13 protein-coding genes are annotated in these 17,507 nt (G+C 47.4%); 1 reads left to right on the top strand and 12 read right to left on the bottom strand.

All coding sequences use genetic code 11. The features are described 5' to 3' along the window. Positions 1–19 precede the first annotated feature (19 nt). Both DB398_RS15565 and DB398_RS15560 read right to left on the bottom strand, forming a co-directional pair. Positions 20–1,801, bottom strand: a complete 1,782-nt coding sequence (locus tag DB398_RS15565) for a RagB/SusD family nutrient uptake outer membrane protein (protein WP_108425383.1) — start codon at positions 1,799–1,801, stop codon at positions 20–22. A 17-nt stretch (positions 1,802–1,818) separates the two neighbouring features. Then, on the bottom strand, positions 1,819–5,082 hold the full coding sequence (locus DB398_RS15560; RefSeq protein ID WP_234416346.1) for a SusC/RagA family TonB-linked outer membrane protein: 3,264 nt from the start codon (positions 5,080–5,082) through the stop codon (positions 1,819–1,821). A 312-nt stretch (positions 5,083–5,394) separates the two neighbouring features. Between DB398_RS15560 and DB398_RS15555 the strand changes: the two genes are divergently transcribed. Next, entirely contained in the window at positions 5,395–6,459 is a 1,065-nt protein-coding gene (locus DB398_RS15555) for a LacI family DNA-binding transcriptional regulator (protein WP_108425381.1), read from the top strand. Here the strand turns inward: DB398_RS15555 and DB398_RS15550 are convergent. The 10 genes from DB398_RS15550 to kduI are packed head-to-tail and all read right to left on the bottom strand — an operon-like array spanning position 6,428 to position 17,116. Then, positions 6,428–8,038: a UxaA family hydrolase gene (locus DB398_RS15550; protein WP_108425380.1), complete on the bottom strand. Its 1,611-nt coding sequence runs from the start codon at positions 8,036–8,038 to the stop codon at positions 6,428–6,430. The two genes, DB398_RS15555 and DB398_RS15550, sit on opposite strands and share 32 nt — an antisense overlap. A 30-nt stretch (positions 8,039–8,068) precedes the next feature. Next, positions 8,069–9,526: a tagaturonate reductase gene (locus tag DB398_RS15545; RefSeq protein ID WP_108425379.1), complete on the bottom strand. Its 1,458-nt coding sequence runs from the start codon at positions 9,524–9,526 to the stop codon at positions 8,069–8,071. A 23-nt stretch (positions 9,527–9,549) separates the two neighbouring features. Continuing rightward, positions 9,550–10,845, bottom strand: coding sequence for a TRAP transporter large permease (locus DB398_RS15540; RefSeq protein ID WP_108425378.1), 1,296 nt, complete (start codon positions 10,843–10,845; stop codon positions 9,550–9,552). Between the two features lie 2 nt (positions 10,846–10,847). Next, positions 10,848–11,309 (bottom strand): TRAP transporter small permease, encoded by a 462-nt coding sequence (locus DB398_RS15535; protein ID WP_108425377.1) that lies wholly within the window; start codon positions 11,307–11,309, stop codon positions 10,848–10,850. Positions 11,310–11,311: 2 nt separating this feature from the next. Further along, a complete protein-coding gene (locus tag DB398_RS15530) occupies positions 11,312–12,292 on the bottom strand; it encodes a TRAP transporter substrate-binding protein (protein ID WP_108425376.1) in 981 nt (326 codons plus the stop codon). A 2-nt stretch (positions 12,293–12,294) separates the two neighbouring features. Next, complete coding sequence (locus tag DB398_RS15525) at positions 12,295–12,963, bottom strand: bifunctional 4-hydroxy-2-oxoglutarate aldolase/2-dehydro-3-deoxy-phosphogluconate aldolase (RefSeq protein ID WP_108425375.1); 669 nt, start codon at positions 12,961–12,963, stop codon at positions 12,295–12,297. A 20-nt stretch (positions 12,964–12,983) separates the two neighbouring features. After that, entirely contained in the window at positions 12,984–14,030 is a 1,047-nt protein-coding gene (locus DB398_RS15520; RefSeq protein ID WP_108425374.1) for a sugar kinase, read from the bottom strand. Beyond that, positions 14,027–15,448 (bottom strand): glucuronate isomerase, encoded by a 1,422-nt coding sequence (gene uxaC / locus DB398_RS15515; RefSeq protein WP_108425373.1) that lies wholly within the window; start codon positions 15,446–15,448, stop codon positions 14,027–14,029. The genes DB398_RS15520 and uxaC overlap by 4 nt, the downstream gene beginning before the upstream one ends. Before the next feature lie 20 nt (positions 15,449–15,468). After that, positions 15,469–16,251, bottom strand: coding sequence for a gluconate 5-dehydrogenase (locus tag DB398_RS15510; protein ID WP_108425372.1), 783 nt, complete (start codon positions 16,249–16,251; stop codon positions 15,469–15,471). A gap of 25 nt (positions 16,252–16,276) precedes the next feature. Beyond that, positions 16,277–17,116 (bottom strand): 5-dehydro-4-deoxy-D-glucuronate isomerase, encoded by an 840-nt coding sequence (kduI, locus tag DB398_RS15505; protein WP_108425371.1) that lies wholly within the window; start codon positions 17,114–17,116, stop codon positions 16,277–16,279. Positions 17,117–17,507 lie beyond the last annotated feature (391 nt).

Raw genomic sequence — 17,507 nt, 5'->3', positions numbered from 1 at the left:
GATGTTTTGTGGATGACCATTAATAGCCATAATCGTTAACCAATTGTCCGTTGCTACCATCTATGAACACCTGCCAGATGGGCCAGAATTGGCGTGCATCTGGATCTACGCCCGGTTTGTAGAGCGCATCGATCTTATCCGCATTGAAAACATCCCAGGCCTGGGCACTATACTCAGGTCCCGGTGCACCTTCTTCACCCCTGTTCAAACCAAAGATTTCCAAGGATTCGTTGTCCGCTTCGTTGATCCTCCAATACAAAGTTGAGGGTACATTGGCATAGTCACCTGCCCTGGAGACCAAATCGTTCAGTTCCGTTTTGGTTTCATCAAGCTTGTCACCCAACATATTCCAACGGATGAGGGCCTGCTTACGGACCATTTCTCCCGCAAATTCCAATTTGTGCTCTTCCACGATGGCATTGAACATTGTTGCTTCGCTGGCTTGGGCCGCAGACAGATATGCGTCCACTTCCTGGGCATGGTCTGCAGGGTCGAAGGCACGCTCGCGCAGTTCACGCAAATAAGGCACCGCAGCACCGGGGCCATTCAGTTCATTGGCGGCTTCAGCAGCCATGAGCAACACTTCGGCATAACGCATGTAGACCCAGTTCAACCCATCATCATTGGAAGACGTCACATAACGGGTCATCCATTCGTAACGGTACTTTCCAAAGTTCCACAGGTCCAAACTAAGGAGTTGCTGTTGGGCAAAACCGTCAGTATTGGCTTGTGCATATTCATAAGGAACACAAGTCACATCCCTTCGTTGGTCAGCTTCGGAGTAATCGTAGAACAAACTGGGAACTGGACCAATGGTACCTCCCCTGGCTTGTCCGGTATGCTGATCCACACTTCTGTGTCGCACCCCAAATGTAAAGGCCACACGACCCCTACCAGATGCAAAGGGCAACTCCCAAAGGGATTCACCTCCGGCGGAAACATTCTCTTGGCATACTTTTCTCCAAAAATCTTCAAAGGTGGTCTCCAGACGGGCCGTACCACTTTGTATAACATCCCTGCATTCCTGCAATGCAATGGTGTACATGGCGTTTCTGGATAATTCGGGATCATTGCTCAAACGGATTCCATCAGGATATTGCTGATATCCACCGGCTATCAGGGCTATTTTTGCGCGAAGTCCTTTTACAAAAGCCTTGTTCACCCGCTCCACACTTGATGTAAGGGACGATTGGTTGGGCCATGCCACCAATTCTGCCGCTTCCTCAAGGTCCATCAAAAGCTGCTTATATATGACATCCCTACTGGATTTTGGGATGTAAAGAGTTTCTGAGGATATGGGCTCAAAACGAGCAGGAACATCTCCCCACGCCTTGGTCAAATCTGCATAGACTATGGCCCTCAATGTAAGGGCTTCCCCCAAATGTTGTCCCATCTCGGTTCCCGGCATGGGATCTCCATATTCACGGATGCCACGGATGACGATGTTTGCCCGTTCAATACTGGCATACATCTGCGCCCAAGCATTGTTCTCCGTATTCATTTGGGAATTGCCCGGTTTTGCGTCGTAGTTGATCAAATCATATTGGTCACTTGTTGTATAATTGTGCCCATTGTTATGCCACTCCACATCAGTGTTCATTCCGTACCAAGGAATAAAACGGCCGCGATAGGAGTTGGTCTGTCCAAAAGGTATCTTGATACCATCCACTGCACCCATGGTAAGTCCGGGTGTGGAAAATATAACGGATTCATCGAGGGTGGACTGTGCCGGTGCATCAACTTCACAAGAAGCCAGCATTCCCATAACCACAACACCCATCAAATAGAATATTCTTTTCATTTCTTTGATTTTTTTGATTAAAAGTTAAGGTTTACACCGAGTACGAACTGACGGCTTCTTGGGTATGGTGAAAAATCCACACCGGGTGTCAGTGGTGTTCTCCTTCTTGTGGATACTTCTGGGTCAAGTCCTGAATATTTGGTCCAAAGCGCAACATTGTAACCTGTTGTATAGATACGGAACCTAGTAAATCCAATCTTCTTGACCACATCATCTGGCAATGAGTATCCCAACGTGAGGGTGTTCAATCTTAAAAAAGAGCCGTCTTCCACTGCCCAGTCACTGAACACATAGTTGTTCATGTAGGGTGACCACATCGTGGTACTGGCATTCAACGCTTCCAACTGGGAAGGGTCTGTTACCACTGTCCCTGTTGCTGGATCAATATTGGTCCATCTGTTTCCCAAGGCCATTTCCGAACCTAGGTTACGGTACTGACTGTTCCTGTTGGCGGTGGTGTATTCAATCTTATTGGCATTGTACACATCATTTCCATAGCTATAGTTGAAGGCAGCTGTAAGGTCAAACCCATAGGCATAACCATTGAGCACAAATCCCCCTGTATGTTTTGGCAGAGCCCTGCCAATGATATCCATGTCCGCATCAGTGACCAACCCATCACCGTCAATGTCCTTGAACTTCATGCTACCGGGCATCGGTGTGTTTCCCAATACTGCAGAGGCATCGGCCACTCCTTCCCTAAGCACATAGCCTCCGTCCACAAAATCAAAATCGGACACTTCGTAACGACCATCGTGCAGGTAACCTTGCATAATCCCGATGGGTTCCCCTTCCATGATCAAAAATTCGTTATGGATGTCGGAAGAAGCCCAATTGGTACGCTCACTAAAGGCTTCCATGATACCCAATGAGGTCACTTTGTTGTCGTTCTTGCTAAAATTGAGCGAAAGGTTCAACCCATAATCCTCTTTTTCGATGACCGCTATGTTCAAGCTGGCCTCTATACCTTGGTTCTGGGTCTCTCCCATGTTGCGGTATTGGTAATCATAACCCGTACCGGGCACTGGGAACCTCATCAACAAGTCCTCTGTATTGTTCCTATATACTTCGAACGACCCGCTCAGGCGATTGTTAAAGAGTCCAAAATCCAGACCGATGTTTCTTGTGATGGTGGTCTCCCACTTTAGTTCGGGGTTCGCCAATATGGTGGAAGCTGCCCAAAAACTGTCCACCCCGTTGATCCAAGTGGAGTTGTTGGACACGAAGTTTTGTACGGTCTGCCCAACGGGAATGTTTTCATTTCCAGCCTGTCCATAACTTACACGGAGTTTAAGGGCATCCAACCAATCGGTGTCCTTCAAAAATCCTTCTTCTGAAACTTTCCAAGCTACTGCCGCAGAAGGGAAATAGCCCCAGCGGTTGTCCCCCAAGAATTTACTGGAACCATCCGCCCTAAAGGTAGCCGTGAACAAATACTTATCGAATAGGTCATAGTTCACACGTCCAAAAAAGGACAATAGTTTTTCATCTGGGCTGTAAAAATTATCCACAGATTGGGGAGTTCCCTGCGTGGTCAACTTTCTGGCCTGGTCAAAATCAAAAAAGCGGGGAAGTCCGTGCACCACTTGGGTCACTTGGTTGCGCTCATAAAGGATATACTCTTGCCCCAATAAAACCTTCAGCCTATGATCATCATTGAGGTATTTTCCCAAATCGATGTCAAGGGTATTTGCCGTACGGAACCTATTGTCCTTCCGATCACTCATGATGATGGCCGGCAAGCCTTGGTTCTCTGCCGCGGGGGCATTGTTCGCATAGTAGGTCTGGCGACCATAGAACCGGTAATCCAAATAGCTGTAATTGTCCAGACCCAAATCGGCCTTAAATTTTACATTATCAAAAATTTTCCAACCAAAACTGCCCAACATGTTGTAGTTCTGTCTTTTTTGCAAACGATCGTTATCCGCCGTGGCTACAAAGGGGTCTATCAGTGCAGTGGATGAATACTCCTCGGTGTCAGTAGTAGTGATTCCAGCCAAAGGAATGGGTGTGTATCCCACCGAATGTCTGAGTCTGGCATCTGCTGAGGATGATTCATTTTGTTCGTTGGCCCCTCCTCCTTCAATCTCGGTATCGGAATAACGTATGGTAAAGGATAGGTCAATTTTATCATTCACCTTGTTGTTCAGTTTCAACGCCAAGTTGTTACGAATGAATTCAGACCCGACTTGGATCGCCTTTTCATCAAAACGGGCATAGTTGAAATTGTAATTGAACTTTTCCGTCCCTCCCCTTACACCAAAATCTTGGCTGTGGATCTCTCCGGTCCGTCCATAAATCTGCTTTTGCCAGTTATTGCCTTCCAACCCATTGTACTGGTCGATGTCCGAATAACCTCCAAAAATATTCTCGTAGGAGGATAGGTCCTCAGCATTGCGGAGCATTGCATATTCGTATTGCCAGGCCACAAAATCAGCAGGGTCCAATACATCGATAGTATTGGCGATCTGTTTCATCCCGTAAAACGAGTTGATGGATACGGCAACTTTTCCGTCCCTTCCGCTTTTGGTGGTGATAATGACTACCCCATTGGCACCACGCGAACCATAAATAGCTGTCGAAGATGCATCTTTCAACACAGTGATGTTCTCAATATCCGATGGAGAAATGTCATTGATGCTGTTCACCGGGAAACCATCCACGATCAACAATGGGGAGCTGTCCTGTGTAATGGAACCACCTCCTCGCACACGGATGTTGACTTCTGCATCGGGCGAACCTTCGGTGGATACGATCTGAACCCCGGCCAAACGCCCGGTCATGGCCTCGGCCGCGGTGGCAACGGGCACATTTTTAAGATCGGTCCCCGAAACGGTCACCACCGAACCTGTCAAATCCGACTTACGGGCAGTACCATAACCAATAACCACCACTTCGTCCAATTCGGATGTGGATTCCGTCAGTGTAATATTCATGGTGGAATTGTTCCCCACCGTGCGTGTTTCGGTGGCAAAGCCCAAATAAACGAACTCCAATACGCTTTGCTCCCCCGCAACGGAAATTTCATAATTACCATCAAAATCGGTGGCAACTCCATTGGTGGTACCCTTTTCCACAACGGCAACTCCAGCCAAAGGCATTCCATTGGCATCGCTCACCGTTCCCTTTACCACATATTGCTGTGTAGCGGGAAACAGCATTTTGCCCAGTACTGCATGGGTGTCGCTCTTGGCATTGAAGCCCAGCATGGGCAAAAAAGCCAAAAGATGCCCCATCAGCACCAAGAGTACTTTCTTCCTTAAAAAGAATGTTTTTTTCATAAAGTTGTTTTTGAGTTAATTTTCTGCACAGGTCGCCTTCCAGAAGGCATTCAATGTTTGTTAGTTGTAACTTTTTGTAATCGATTGCACCAAATTATATATTAATTCTGAAATTGCAAAAATTTAAGTGAGAAATTTAGAGATTTAGTAAATAAAGGAACCTATTATTACTGCTTTCACACATAAAAAACCCTATATTATCAACTATTTCTCGGCCAATACCCTAAAAAAGCCTACATGTATTGGGAATTTGTTATATTTTAGAAATATTTTCAATCGATTACATAAATTTGTCTGGAAAACCACCGCGTTATGGCAAAGAATGAAAAGGTTACCATTTACGACATTTCAAAAAAGTTGAACATTAGCGCGGCTACGGTGTCTCGGGCTTTGAACAACAATCCCAAAATAAGTGAGAAGACAAGGGAACTTGTCATGAAAACGGCCCAAGAGCTCAACTATAAGCAAAACAGGTTGGCCTTGGCCCTTAAAAGTGGGAAAACGAACAGCATTGGGGTCATTGTGCCCTATATCAACCGGAATTTCTTTTCTGCTGTGATCGATGGCATTGAGAAACAACTTACGCCACATGGCTACAATGTGATCATATGCCAATCCCATGAAGATGCCATAAACGAGGCCAATCATATCACTGCGCTGTTGAACACCCAGGTAGACGGTATCTTCATGTCGGTTTCAAAGACCACCCACGACACTGTACATATTGAGAAAATCCTAGAAAACAACACCCCGTTGATCTTCTTTGACCGTAAAAAGGATATACCCGGTGTAAGCTCGGTCACCATTGACGATTTCAGGGGAGGCTATATGGCCACGGAGCACCTTATCCAACAAGGAGCAAATAGGGTGGCGCATTTTTGTGGTGATTTGAACCTCGAGATCTATAGAAACAGGCACAATGGTTTTTTGAAGGCCCTGGAGGATTATAACATACCCATCAACAAAAACCTTATCATACATACAAATAGTAGAATTGAGGCCGGTGCCGAGGCTGTGGCCAAACTTTGGGCCAAGAAGAACAGGCCCGATGCCATTTTCTCATCCAGTGACTATGCTGCGTTGGGCGCTATCCAAGAACTACGCAAACTTAACGTGAAGATTCCCGAAGAGGTAGGTGTGATCGGTTTCAGTAACGAACCTTTTACCAAATACATGGAACTTCCAATGTCTTCCATCGACCAAACCCCTGTCACCATGGGCGAAATTGCCGCTCAGGTGTTCTTAGAGCAGATCAACAACAAGCAACATGTACTTTCTGTGGAGAAAAGGGTGGTCCTAGCCCCCGAACTTGTCATCAGGAAATCGTCCAATAAAGCAAAGAGTCTTAAAGGGACACTCCCCGTTTCCACGGAATAAAATCGTTCTGGTTGAGTAACATGGCCTTGGATTTTATTTCCCCAGAGGCCACTTTGATAATGTATTCCAACATTTCCTCCCCCATTTCCTCAATGGTCTTTTCTCCTTTGATCACAGGCCCTGCATCCACATCAATGATGTCGGACATCTTGGCGGCCAGTTCACTGTTCGAGGATACTTTGATCACTGGAGTGATTGGATTTCCGGTAGGGGTGCCCAATCCAGTGGTGAACACGATCATATTGGCCCCTGAACCTGCCATGGCAGTGGTGCTCTCCACATCGTTCCCAGGCGTGCAGAGTAGGTTAAGCCCTGGTTTGGTCACATATTCCCCATAATCCAACACTGAGGTCACAGGTGAGGTACCTCCTTTTTTGGCGGCCCCGGCAGATTTCATGGCGTCCGTGATTAGGCCGTCCTTGATATTTCCGGGCGATGGGTTCATATCGAAACCTGAACCTGCATCCACTACCGATTTCTCATAGTCCCGCATCAGTTCCAGAAAACGGGACGCATCCGCGTCGTCCACACAGCGGTTTACCAGCTCCTGCTCCACACCGCACAATTCGGGGAATTCGGAAAGAATGGGTGAACCTCCCACCGCCGATAAAATGTCCGATGCATATCCCAAGGCCGGGTTTGCGGATATTCCAGAAAAACCATCGGACCCACCACATTCCAATCCCAATTTGATCTTGGACAACGGCGCAGGCTGTCTTTGGATTTGATCGGCTTTTTTTATGGCCTCAAAAGAATCCTTGATGATGGTGGAAAGCATTTCTTCCACCGTTCCCATCTTTTGTTGCTCATAAATGAGCACTGGTTTTTGAAAATCGGGGTTGATGGCCTCCAATGCCTTTTTGAAAAAATCTATCTGTAGGTTTTGGCACCCAAGGCTCAAGACAGTGGCGCCGGCCACGTTGGGGTTGTTCACATAACCCGCCAACAGCTTGGCCAGCAATTGCGAATCTTGGCGGATACCGCCACAGCCCCCTTGATGGGTAATGAACTTTACTTCAATATTGTTGAAAAAACCTTCCTGTTCCTCTTCTTCCGCTGGGTCCGAACCCGAAGTCGGCTTCAATAGGTTCCGAAGCATCAACTGGTGCTTGGTCGGCCTGTGATAGGCCAATTCCTTTTCGAAAACCTCTTTCAACACCTCAATATTCCTATTCTCACAGAAAACCAAAGGAAAGAACAACCATACATTGGCGGTCCCCACCTGTCCGTCTGGGCGGTGGTATCCCATAAAGGTACGGTCCTTCCAAGCGGATATATCTGGAGAGGTCCATGATGTGGTCTCGGTTTTTCCCGTGGTCACATGGCTTTGGTGCTTTACATTATCAGTGGTCAGCAATCCGCCTTTTTTGATGGGCTTTACCGCTTTTCCAACGAGAACGCCATACATATAAACGGCATCGCCCACACTGAGGTCGTCCAGTGCAATCTTGTGCTTTGCCTTTGTTTTTTCCAAAAATGTAATGGGCCTTTCTTCAAAAACCACTTCCGAGCCAGCAGAAAAATCCACCAATGCAATGGCGATGTTGTCCGCTGGATGTATTTTGATCAAAGTCTTCATAAGTTCATAGCTTTTTTGGCATTTTGACGGTTACCCGACTACTTTGCTGTCTTCTGAAAATTTGTTCAATCCTTCGGCTATTCCGAAGGCATCTATGCATTCCAGTGCCTTTGCCACATGTTGGGACAATCCTGGGACTAGGGTCAAATCTTCATCCCAAAAAGCCAAGTGTGAAAGTGTCCTTTCTGAAATGGCTGCATAATCGTTGGTGCCCCACAAGGTCTTGAAGAAGTCCACCACTTGGGCATCATCTTGAACCGGGAGTGTCGTTCCTTTCCAGTCCCCTTTGTAAAAACGGATCAGGCAGGCGAACGAAAAGGTCAAGTGCAACGGCAACTTGCCAAATTTATCTTGATAATCCAACAGACTGGGCAATACCCTTACCTTGAACTTGGAAATCGAATTCAATGCGATACTTGACAATAGGTGTTTGATGAAGGGGTTCCTGAAACGATCAAAGACTTCCTCCGCAAAATCATCCACTTCGGCCTGTGGCAAGGGTAAAATTTGATTGATTTCCTCAAAAACCGCTTGTCTCAAAAACGCACTGGTCACTGCATCGTCCATGGTTTCCTTCACCGTGGTGTTGCCATACATGATGGACAATGGCACCACTGCTGTGTGTGCGCCGTTCAGTATCCTTACTTTTCGGGTACGGTAGGGCTGCATGTCCTTTACCACCAACACATTCTCATCAATTTTATGGAAAGGGATTTTCTCCAAAAGTCTATCGTCCCCTTCAATGACCCATAACAGGAATATTTCAGCAGCTACGATCAGTTTGTCCTTGTATTCCAATCGGTCCTCATAGGAGGCCAGATCGTCCTTGGGATAACCAGGCACGATCCTATCCACCAAGGTATTATGGAAATGGTTATGGTTTTCTATCCAAGCTATAAATTCTTGGCCCAAATCCCAATCCTTGGCATACTGGAGAACCATTTCCTTGAGCGTATCCGCATTATGGTTGATCAACTCACAGGGAATTACCGTAAGTCCTTTGTCTTCTGCTCCATTAAAGTGTACATACCGCTTGTGCAACAATGCGGTGACCTTTCCGGGAAAGCTGCTGGGGCATGAAGCATACCCTTTGTCTTCAGGATTGTAGGCAATCCCTGATTCCGTGGTGTTGGAAATCAAAAATTCCAAACTTTCCTCTTCTGCCAACGCCAAAAACTCTTGATAATCCGAATAGGGGTTTATGCCTTTTTGTACACTGGAAATGACTCTTTTTTCATCAATGAGCTCTCCTTTTTTGATCCCCCTCATAAAAAGGGTGTATAGTCCTTCCTGTGCATTGATGGTAGGAATCAATCCTCCGTTCAGAGGTTGGACCACAACCACACCTCCATTAAAATCAGCTTCGGTATTGAGCCTATCCACAACATAGTCCACAAAGGCCCTTAAAAAGTTGCCTTCACCAAACTGTACTATCTTAATGGGAAGTTTGGCCCCGACATTTACCGTGGTTCTATTTAAATTATTCATGTATTTTCTTTTTCAATTATAGGTTATACCCCAAAAACCCTTGGCAACCACAGGCTAAGGCCTGGGAAATAGGTGATGAGGAACAGCGCCACGATCATGGCAATGAACAATGGCAGTAGAGGTTTAATGACTTTTTCTATGGTCGTATTGGCAATACCAACGCCCACGAAGAGCACTGAGCCCACAGGTGGCGTGCAGAGGCCTATGCAAAGGTTGAGCACCATCACGATGCCGAACTGTATGGGGTCCATCCCCAGTTCGGTCACGATTGGCAAGAAGATGGGAGTGAATATGAGCACTGCGGGTGTCATATCCATAAAAATACCCACAAACAACAACAACAGGTTGATTATCAATAAGATTATAATTGGATTATCACTCAAACCCAACAACACATCACTGATACCCTGCGGAATGTTCTCAAAGGACATCACCCAAGACATACTCATGGAAGCACCGATGAGCAACATTACAATGGCTGTGGTCGCAGAGGACTCCAAAAGGATATTGGGCAGATTTTTCCACGTGATCTCCTTATAGGCAAATCCAAGGACCAAGGTATAGAGCACTGCGATCGCGGAGGCTTCGGTGGCGGTAAAGACGCCCATCACGATTCCTCCCATGACCACGACCAAGAGCATCAAACTTGGGAAGGCTTTCCAGAAAGTGACCAGCACTTCTTTCATTGAACTTCTTTTCCCGACGTTGAACCCTTTTTTCTTGGCCCAGAAATAGGCGACAATCATTAAAAAGAGTCCTGTCAGCATCCCTGGAATGTATCCGGCCAAAAAGAGCGCGGCAATGGAAACCCCACCACTGGCGAGGGAATACACAATCAGCACGTTACTGGGCGGTATCACCAATCCTGTTGTGGCCGATGTGATGTTCACCGCCACCCCAAATTCCTTGGAATAGCCTTCTTTTTCCATTTCAGGACCGAGTATGCTTCCCATGGCGGAAGCGGATGCCATGGCGGAACCTGCAATGGCCCCCATCAACATGGCGGATATGATATTGATCAAGGCCAGACCTCCCGGTAGCGATCCCACCAAGGTCTTGGCAAATGCGATGAGCCTGTGGGCTATGCCCCCTTTGTTCATCAGTTGCCCCGAAAGCACAAAAAAGGGAATGGCCAGCAGCGCAAAACTATCCAGTCCGGTCGCCATCCGTTGTGACACTGTGGTCATTGCCGGCAAAGCAGGTATGCTCACCAACATGGTCAACAAAGATGAAATGGAGATGCTCCAAGCCACAGGGGTCCCTATGGCCAATAGGCATACAAAGCTGACAACCAAAACCAAGATAGGTATATAATCCATGTCTATTTTTTATAAATGAGGTCCGTAGTTTTATAGTAGATGATCAATAGACCGCTCAAGGGCAGTACCGTATATATAAAGGCCAAGGGAACATTGAGTGCGGGGGAATGCTGTTCCAGGATATAGCTGATGTACACCAACCGTATCCCGCCCACGACCAATGCAAAAAAAGCGAACAGGATGATCAGCACGTTCACCATTCGGAAGAGCAACAACTGTGTCTTTTTACCGGCTTTCATGGGAAGTACGTCAATGGCCACGTGCATGTTCCTTCCCGAAACATAGGCCGCGCCCAGAACACCTACCCATATCATTAAATATCGGGCCAGCTCGTCCGTAAAGGAACTTGGGTTGCCCGTGATGTACCTACTGAACACCTGCCACAGTACATTGATGACCATGACGGCCATGATGACCACCAAGATCCAGCCCAAAATTTTGTCCACTTGCTTCCTGAAGCCCATAATTAGTTGGTTTGTTGGATTTGTTCTATGAGGTTGCTCATCACCTTATCATCCTTGTATTGATCGTATATCTCTTGGACCGCCTCCTGAAAAGGGGCCTTATCCGGATAGATCACTTCAACCCCGGCCTTTTCCACTTCTTCAAGGGCTTCCTTTTCAGAAATGGCCCATAATTCCCTCTGATATGCCACGGAATTGTCGGCAGCTTTTTGCAACCATTGTTGTTCCTGCTCGGAAAGCTTGCCCCACAAATGGGTACTGACCACCAAAACATCGGGCAACATGGTATGCTCGTTGATGGTGTAGAATTTGCAGACCTCATAATGCCTGGACAGGTAGAAGCTGGGAGGATTGTTCTCCGCGCCGTCCACCACGCCCTGCTGCAATGAGGTGTAGAGTTCGCCCCAAGAAATGGGTGTGGGTGCACCTCCCAGGCCGCGCACCATGTCCATGGCCGTGGCACTTTCCATGACCCTGATCTTCAATCCCTTCAGGTCGTCAGGTGTGGTCACTTGTTTGTCCTTGGTATAAAAACTTCTACTTCCGGCATCATAATAGCAAAGGCCCTTCAACCAGAATTTTTCGCCCTCATCGAGCAATTGTTTGCCGATAGGGCCATCCAGCACCGAAAAGGAATGTTGTTTGTCCCTGAAGAGAAAAGGAATGCCAAAGACCTTCATCTCCGGGGCGAAATTTTCCATGACGCCCACGGAAACCTTGGTCATGTCCAAACTGCCGATCTGCAAAAGCTCCAAGCTTTCCCTTTCGGACCCCAATTGTTGGTTGGGGTATATCTTGATGCTCATCTTTCCGCCGGACAATTTTTCCAAGTCCTCGCCCATTTTGAGCATGGCCTTGTGCACAGAATGGTTTACATCCAGACCATGGGCCAATTTGATTACCCTGGTCTCATTGGCCGTATCGCAAGCTGAGATCACGATCAACAGGACCAATCCCAAAAACCATCTGTATCCTACTTTCATAGTTATCCCTTAAGCTTCTTGATGATGTCCAGACTCTGCTTCACTGCGGCCTCCAAGGCTGCAAAGTCCCCATTGGCCAGAATTTCCTTCGAGATGAGCTTGGAGCCCATGCCCACACAGGTCACCCCTGCCGCAAACCATTCGCCCAAGCTTTCTTCGGTCGGCGACACGCCTCCAGTGGGCATGACCTCCGTCCAAGGTTGTGGTCCCTTGATGTCCTTGACAAAGTTGGGACCATAGGTCCCCCCGGGGAAGAGTTTTACGATCTCACAGCCCAGTTCCTCTGCCCTGGCAATCTCGGTAAGGCTCCCGCAGCCGGGCGACCACAGTACTTTCCTGCGGTTGCACGCGATGGCGATGTCCTCCCTGAGCACCGGGGTCACCACGAAGTTTGCCCCCAATGCCATATATAGTGAAGCCGAGGCCGCATCGGTGACGCTGCCCACACCCATCATCATTCCGGGAAGTTCTTTCAGGGCATATTTGTTGAGCTCTCCGAATACCTCGTGGGCAAAGTCCCCACGGGCCGTGAACTCCATCAACCGTGCCCCTCCCTCGTAACAGGCCTTGAGCACCTTTTTCCCCAATTCGATATCGCGGTGGAAGAACAACGGGACGAGTCCCGTTTCCCTCATTCCCTGTGCCACTTGTGTTCTTGTATAATGTGCCATTGGTTCTTTTCTTTTAGCTATTATCGGGCCACCCTTCCTGAGGCATCGCCGCCCATCAATTTTTCGACTTCTTCCACCGTCACCAGGTTCGCATCCCCTTTGATGGTATGTTTCAGGCAGGAGGCCGCCACTGCAAAGTCAAGTGCCTTTTGGTCGTCCCCTTCATATTTCATCAATCCATAGATGAGGCCGCCCATGAAGCTGTCCCCTCCGCCCACACGGTCCACGATGTCCGTGATCTGGTACTGGCGGGTCTCGTACATCTTCTTGCCATCGTACAGTACGCCCGCCCAACTGTTGTGCGAGGCACTTATGGATCCCCTTAGGGTGGTGATCACCTTCTTTGCCTTGGGAAACTTCTCCATCATCTGCTTGCAGACCGACAGGAACGCCGCTGCCTCCACATGTTCCCCTTGGGTGGTGATGTCCAGTCCCTCCGGCTTGATGCCGAAGTGTTTCTCCGCATCTTCCTCATTGCCCAGTACCACATCGCAGTACGAGGTGAGCTCCGACATGATCTCTTCTCGCTTCGCATCGTTGCAGTACTTCCAGAGCTTGGCCCGATAGTTCAGGTCCGTCGAGATGGTAAGACCCTTCCCGCTGGCCACTTTCACGGCTTCCAGACAGGCATCTGCCGCTCCCTGTGATATCGCGGGGGTGATCCCCGTCCAGTGGAACCATCCGGCCCCTTCGAACACCTTGTCCCAGTCCACCATGCCCGGACCGATCTCTGCCATGGCGGAGTGTGCCCGGTCATAAACCACTTTACTGCCGCGGCTCACTGCCCCGGTCTCCAAAAAGTAGATGCCCAAACGGTCCCCACCATAGATGATCTTGTCCGTGCCCACACCGCGCTTGCGCATCTCCATCAATGCGCATTCCCCGATGTCGTTCTTCGGAAGGCGGGTCACAAAGTCCACAGGAACCCCATAATTGGCCAAGGAGACCGCCACATTGGACTCCCCGCCCCCATAGACCACTTCAAAACTGTTGGCCTGCGAGAAGCGTAAAAAACCCTCTGGCGATAGGCGGAGCATGATCTCCCCGAACGTTACCACTCTTTTCATATATTCTTATTTTTTAAAAAGTTAAAATAGTCTTTAGCATTTCCATAACTGATGTTGGCCACCATATTTCCCACCAGATCCATGTCGTTGGGCAATTCTCCGGAAGCTATTTCCTGTCCCAACAGATTGCACAGGATCCTACGGAAATACTCGTGCCTTGGGAAAGATAAGAAACTACGGGAATCTGTCAGCATACCGATAAAACAACTTAGCACTCCCATATTGGAAAGGGTGTCCAATTGCTTGGTGATCCCATCTTTTTGGTCCAAGAACCACCAACTGGAACCCCATTGCACTTTTCCTTTAACGGATCCGTCGTTAAAGTTTCCAATCATGGTTGCGAACACTTCATTGTAGGAAGGGTTCAGGTTGTATATGATGGTTTTTGTCAATTTGTCCGAACTGTCCAAATGGTTCAGATAGGCAGACAATGTCTGGGCCTGTGGAAAGTCTCCCACGGAGTCCCAACCTGTGTCCATTCCCAATATGCCCAACATTCTGGCATTGTTGTTCCGCAAGGCTCCCAAATGGAATTGTTGGACCCAGCCCAAGCGGTGGTAGTTTTCCGAAAGGAACAACAAAAGCGCCGTCTTGAACTTTTCCTCTTCTATCGGGGTCAATACTTCCCCGTTCAATCGTTTGGAGAAAAGGGCCGATACTTCCGCATCGGTAAATTCAGTATAATACATTCGATTGAGGCCATGGTCGCACAGTCTGCATCCATTTTCATGGAAGTACTCCATTCGCTTCTGCAAGGCATCACAAAGGTCTTGATAGGACCCGATATTGATACCCGATGCTCCGGAAAGCATCTGAAGATAGTGCAGATACTCAGCGGATTCAATCAAAATGCTCTTATCGGGACGGAAAGCTGTGCTCACCGTTACTTTCCAATTGTCCTTTGCCAAGGCTTTGTGATGTTCCAAAGTATCTATCGGGTCTTCTGTGGTGCAAAGTGTTTCCACTTGCATCATTTCCAAAAGTCCCCTGGTGGCATGCGTCGGTTGTTGCAACTTGGCAGCAGTTTCCGCATATATTTCCCTCGATGACCCTTCATTGAGGTATTGGTCGATGCCAAAATATCTTTTCAACTCCAAATGGGTCCAATGGTACAAAGGGTTCCTCAAGGTATGGGGAACTGTTTTGGCCCAGGCATGGAACTTTTCTTCATCGGAGGCATTCCCTGTGATGTATTTTTCATCGACCCCCATGGTCCGCATGGCCCTCCATTTGTAATGGTCACCCGCAATCCACACTTGGGAAATGTTCCCAAACACTTCGTTCTCGGAAATACTCTTGGGAATCAAGTGGTTGTGGTAATCGATGATGGGCTGCTTTTCCGCATAATCGAAGTAAAGTTGTTCAGCATACTTGTTTCCCAACAAAAAAGTATCTGTAATAAATGTATTTTTTGACATTTCCGTCTATTGTGTTTCAATCATTCGTTTGCAGGCTTTCCTATAGTGGCCAGAATTCCTCCGTCCACATAAATGACCTGTCCATTTACAAAATCACTGGCCTTGGAAGCCAAAAATACCGCTGTTCCGGCCAAATCCTCGGGGTCGCCCCAACGTCCGGCCGGTGTTCGTTGTATGATAAAATCATTAAATGGATTCCCATCCACTCTGATCGGTGCGGTTTGCGAGGTTGCAAAATATCCTGGACCTATCCCGTTCACCTGTATATTGTGAGGCGCCCATTCCGTTGCCAAGTTCCGTGTAAGCATCTTCAGTCCTCCCTTGGCCGCTGCATAGGCACTGACACTGTTTCTTCCCAGCTCGCTCATCATGGAACAAATGTTGATGATCTTTCCTTCTTTCCTCTGGATCATATCCTTGACCACCAATTGCGACATGATGAAGGGTCCCACCAAATCTACATCAATGACCCTTCTAAAGTCAGAGATTTGCATGGAAACAGCAGCTTCCCTCTTGATGATGCCCGCGTTGTTTACAAGAATATCGATTTTGCCGTGTTTGACAATGATCTTGCCTACAAATTTTTCCGATTCAATTTCATCGGTTACATCAAATAGATATCCCGTTGCCTTGAACCCTTTATCTTGATAATGCTTTAGGGCATTGTCCATTTTTTCGGGCGTGGTCCCTGTTATTACCAGTTCCGCTCCAGCCTGCGCCAATCCTTCGGCCATGGCCATTCCCAATCCATGGGTGCCTCCTGTGACCAAAGCCACCTTGCCTTTTAAACTAAATAAATCCATTTTTCGCTGTTTTTCTGGTTGGGTGTTATCTCAAATCGCTTGGGGATACACCATCCATGTCTCCATAGTCGAGGTTTTCGCCTGCCATTCCCCAAATAAAGGAATAATTGGATGTCCCCGAACCAGAATGAATGGACCATTCCGGCGACAGTACAGCATCGTGGTTTTTGAGGAATATATGACGGGTTTCCTGTGGTTGCCCCATAAAATGGCTTATGGTCTGCCCGGCTTCGAGATCAAAATAGAAGTAGGCCTCCATACGGCGGGCGTGTACGTGGGACGGCATGGTATTCCATACATTGCCCTCCACAAGTTCAGTGAGCCCCATCTGCAATTGACATGTGGGCACAATACTGTTCACGATCAATTTATTGAGAATACGCTTGTTCGCAAATTTCTCTTCGCCCAAATTAATGATCTCCGCATCCTTGCGGCTCACCTTCTTCACAGGATAACTTTTGTGTGCAGGTGCAGAGTTGATATAAAACAATGCCGGACTATCGGCACTTGAAGACTTGAAAATGACCTCTTTGTTGCCACTGCCAACATATAATGCCTCCTTTCTTTCCAGCTCATAGGTCTTGCCATCCACTTCCACTACTCCAGCACCACCTACATTGACTATTCCAAGTTCTCTTCGCTGCAAGAAAAATTCAGCTTTAAGATCGTCAATGGTTTCCAACTGTACCGCCTTCTTTACAGGCTTCACTCCTCCCACGATAAATCTGTCGTACATTGAATAGGTAAGCCTTACCGAATCGTCCTGGAACAGCCCTTCTATCAAGAAGTGGTTCCTTAATTCTTCGGTATTATATTTCTTAACATCTTCTGGGTGATGCGCATAGCGCAATTCGGAATAGGTCATATCTGTGTAATAATTAATGCAATCGATTACACAAATATAAAGATTTTTTTCAATTACAACATTTATACAAAAAAATATATTCAAAAATTAATATTGAACAAAAAAGGGATAGTTTTAATGTCAACTAGGTAATAAACCTTGGAATTCGCTAAAGATGGAGCCGAAGTGAAAATCATACATTTTGGGTAATGAACAGCTTGTAAGCAATACAAAACTCAATCATCAGTACGAATGCTTATTCAGATGGTGTATGATGGAGGGTTATGCAAGGAGAGATGATATATACAAACAAAAAAGCCCCTTCACGTATTGTGAAGGGGCTTGAGGAAGGCGGCGACCTACTCTCCCACCTGGTGTGGCAGTACCATCGGCGCTGACGGGCTTAACTTCC

This window comes from Flagellimonas amoyensis (assembly GCF_003058265.1).
Taxonomy (GTDB): domain Bacteria; phylum Bacteroidota; class Bacteroidia; order Flavobacteriales; family Flavobacteriaceae; genus Flagellimonas; species Flagellimonas amoyensis.
This window is presented reverse-complemented; position numbering and strand designations above follow the sequence as displayed.

Coding starts and splice junctions, on each gene's coding strand:
- kduI (WP_108425371.1), bottom strand. CDS start 17,116: ATGACCTATTCCGAATTGCGCTATGCGCATCACCCAGAAGATGTTAAG.
- DB398_RS15510 (WP_108425372.1), bottom strand. CDS start 16,251: ATGGATTTATTTAGTTTAAAAGGCAAGGTGGCTTTGGTCACAGGAGGC.
- DB398_RS15535 (WP_108425377.1), bottom strand. CDS start 11,309: ATGGGCTTCAGGAAGCAAGTGGACAAAATTTTGGGCTGGATCTTGGTG.
- DB398_RS15565 (WP_108425383.1), bottom strand. CDS start 1,801: ATGAAAAGAATATTCTATTTGATGGGTGTTGTGGTTATGGGAATGCTG.
- DB398_RS15530 (WP_108425376.1), bottom strand. CDS start 12,292: ATGAAAGTAGGATACAGATGGTTTTTGGGATTGGTCCTGTTGATCGTG.
- uxaC (WP_108425373.1), bottom strand. CDS start 15,448: ATGTCAAAAAATACATTTATTACAGATACTTTTTTGTTGGGAAACAAG.
- DB398_RS15520 (WP_108425374.1), bottom strand. CDS start 14,030: ATGAAAAGAGTGGTAACGTTCGGGGAGATCATGCTCCGCCTATCGCCA.
- DB398_RS15550 (WP_108425380.1), bottom strand. CDS start 8,038: ATGAAGACTTTGATCAAAATACATCCAGCGGACAACATCGCCATTGCA.
- DB398_RS15545 (WP_108425379.1), bottom strand. CDS start 9,526: ATGAATAATTTAAATAGAACCACGGTAAATGTCGGGGCCAAACTTCCC.
- DB398_RS15560 (WP_234416346.1), bottom strand. CDS start 5,082: ATGAAAAAAACATTCTTTTTAAGGAAGAAAGTACTCTTGGTGCTGATG.
- DB398_RS15555 (WP_108425381.1), top strand. CDS start 5,395: ATGGCAAAGAATGAAAAGGTTACCATTTACGACATTTCAAAAAAGTTG.
- DB398_RS15525 (WP_108425375.1), bottom strand. CDS start 12,963: ATGGCACATTATACAAGAACACAAGTGGCACAGGGAATGAGGGAAACG.
- DB398_RS15540 (WP_108425378.1), bottom strand. CDS start 10,845: ATGGATTATATACCTATCTTGGTTTTGGTTGTCAGCTTTGTATGCCTA.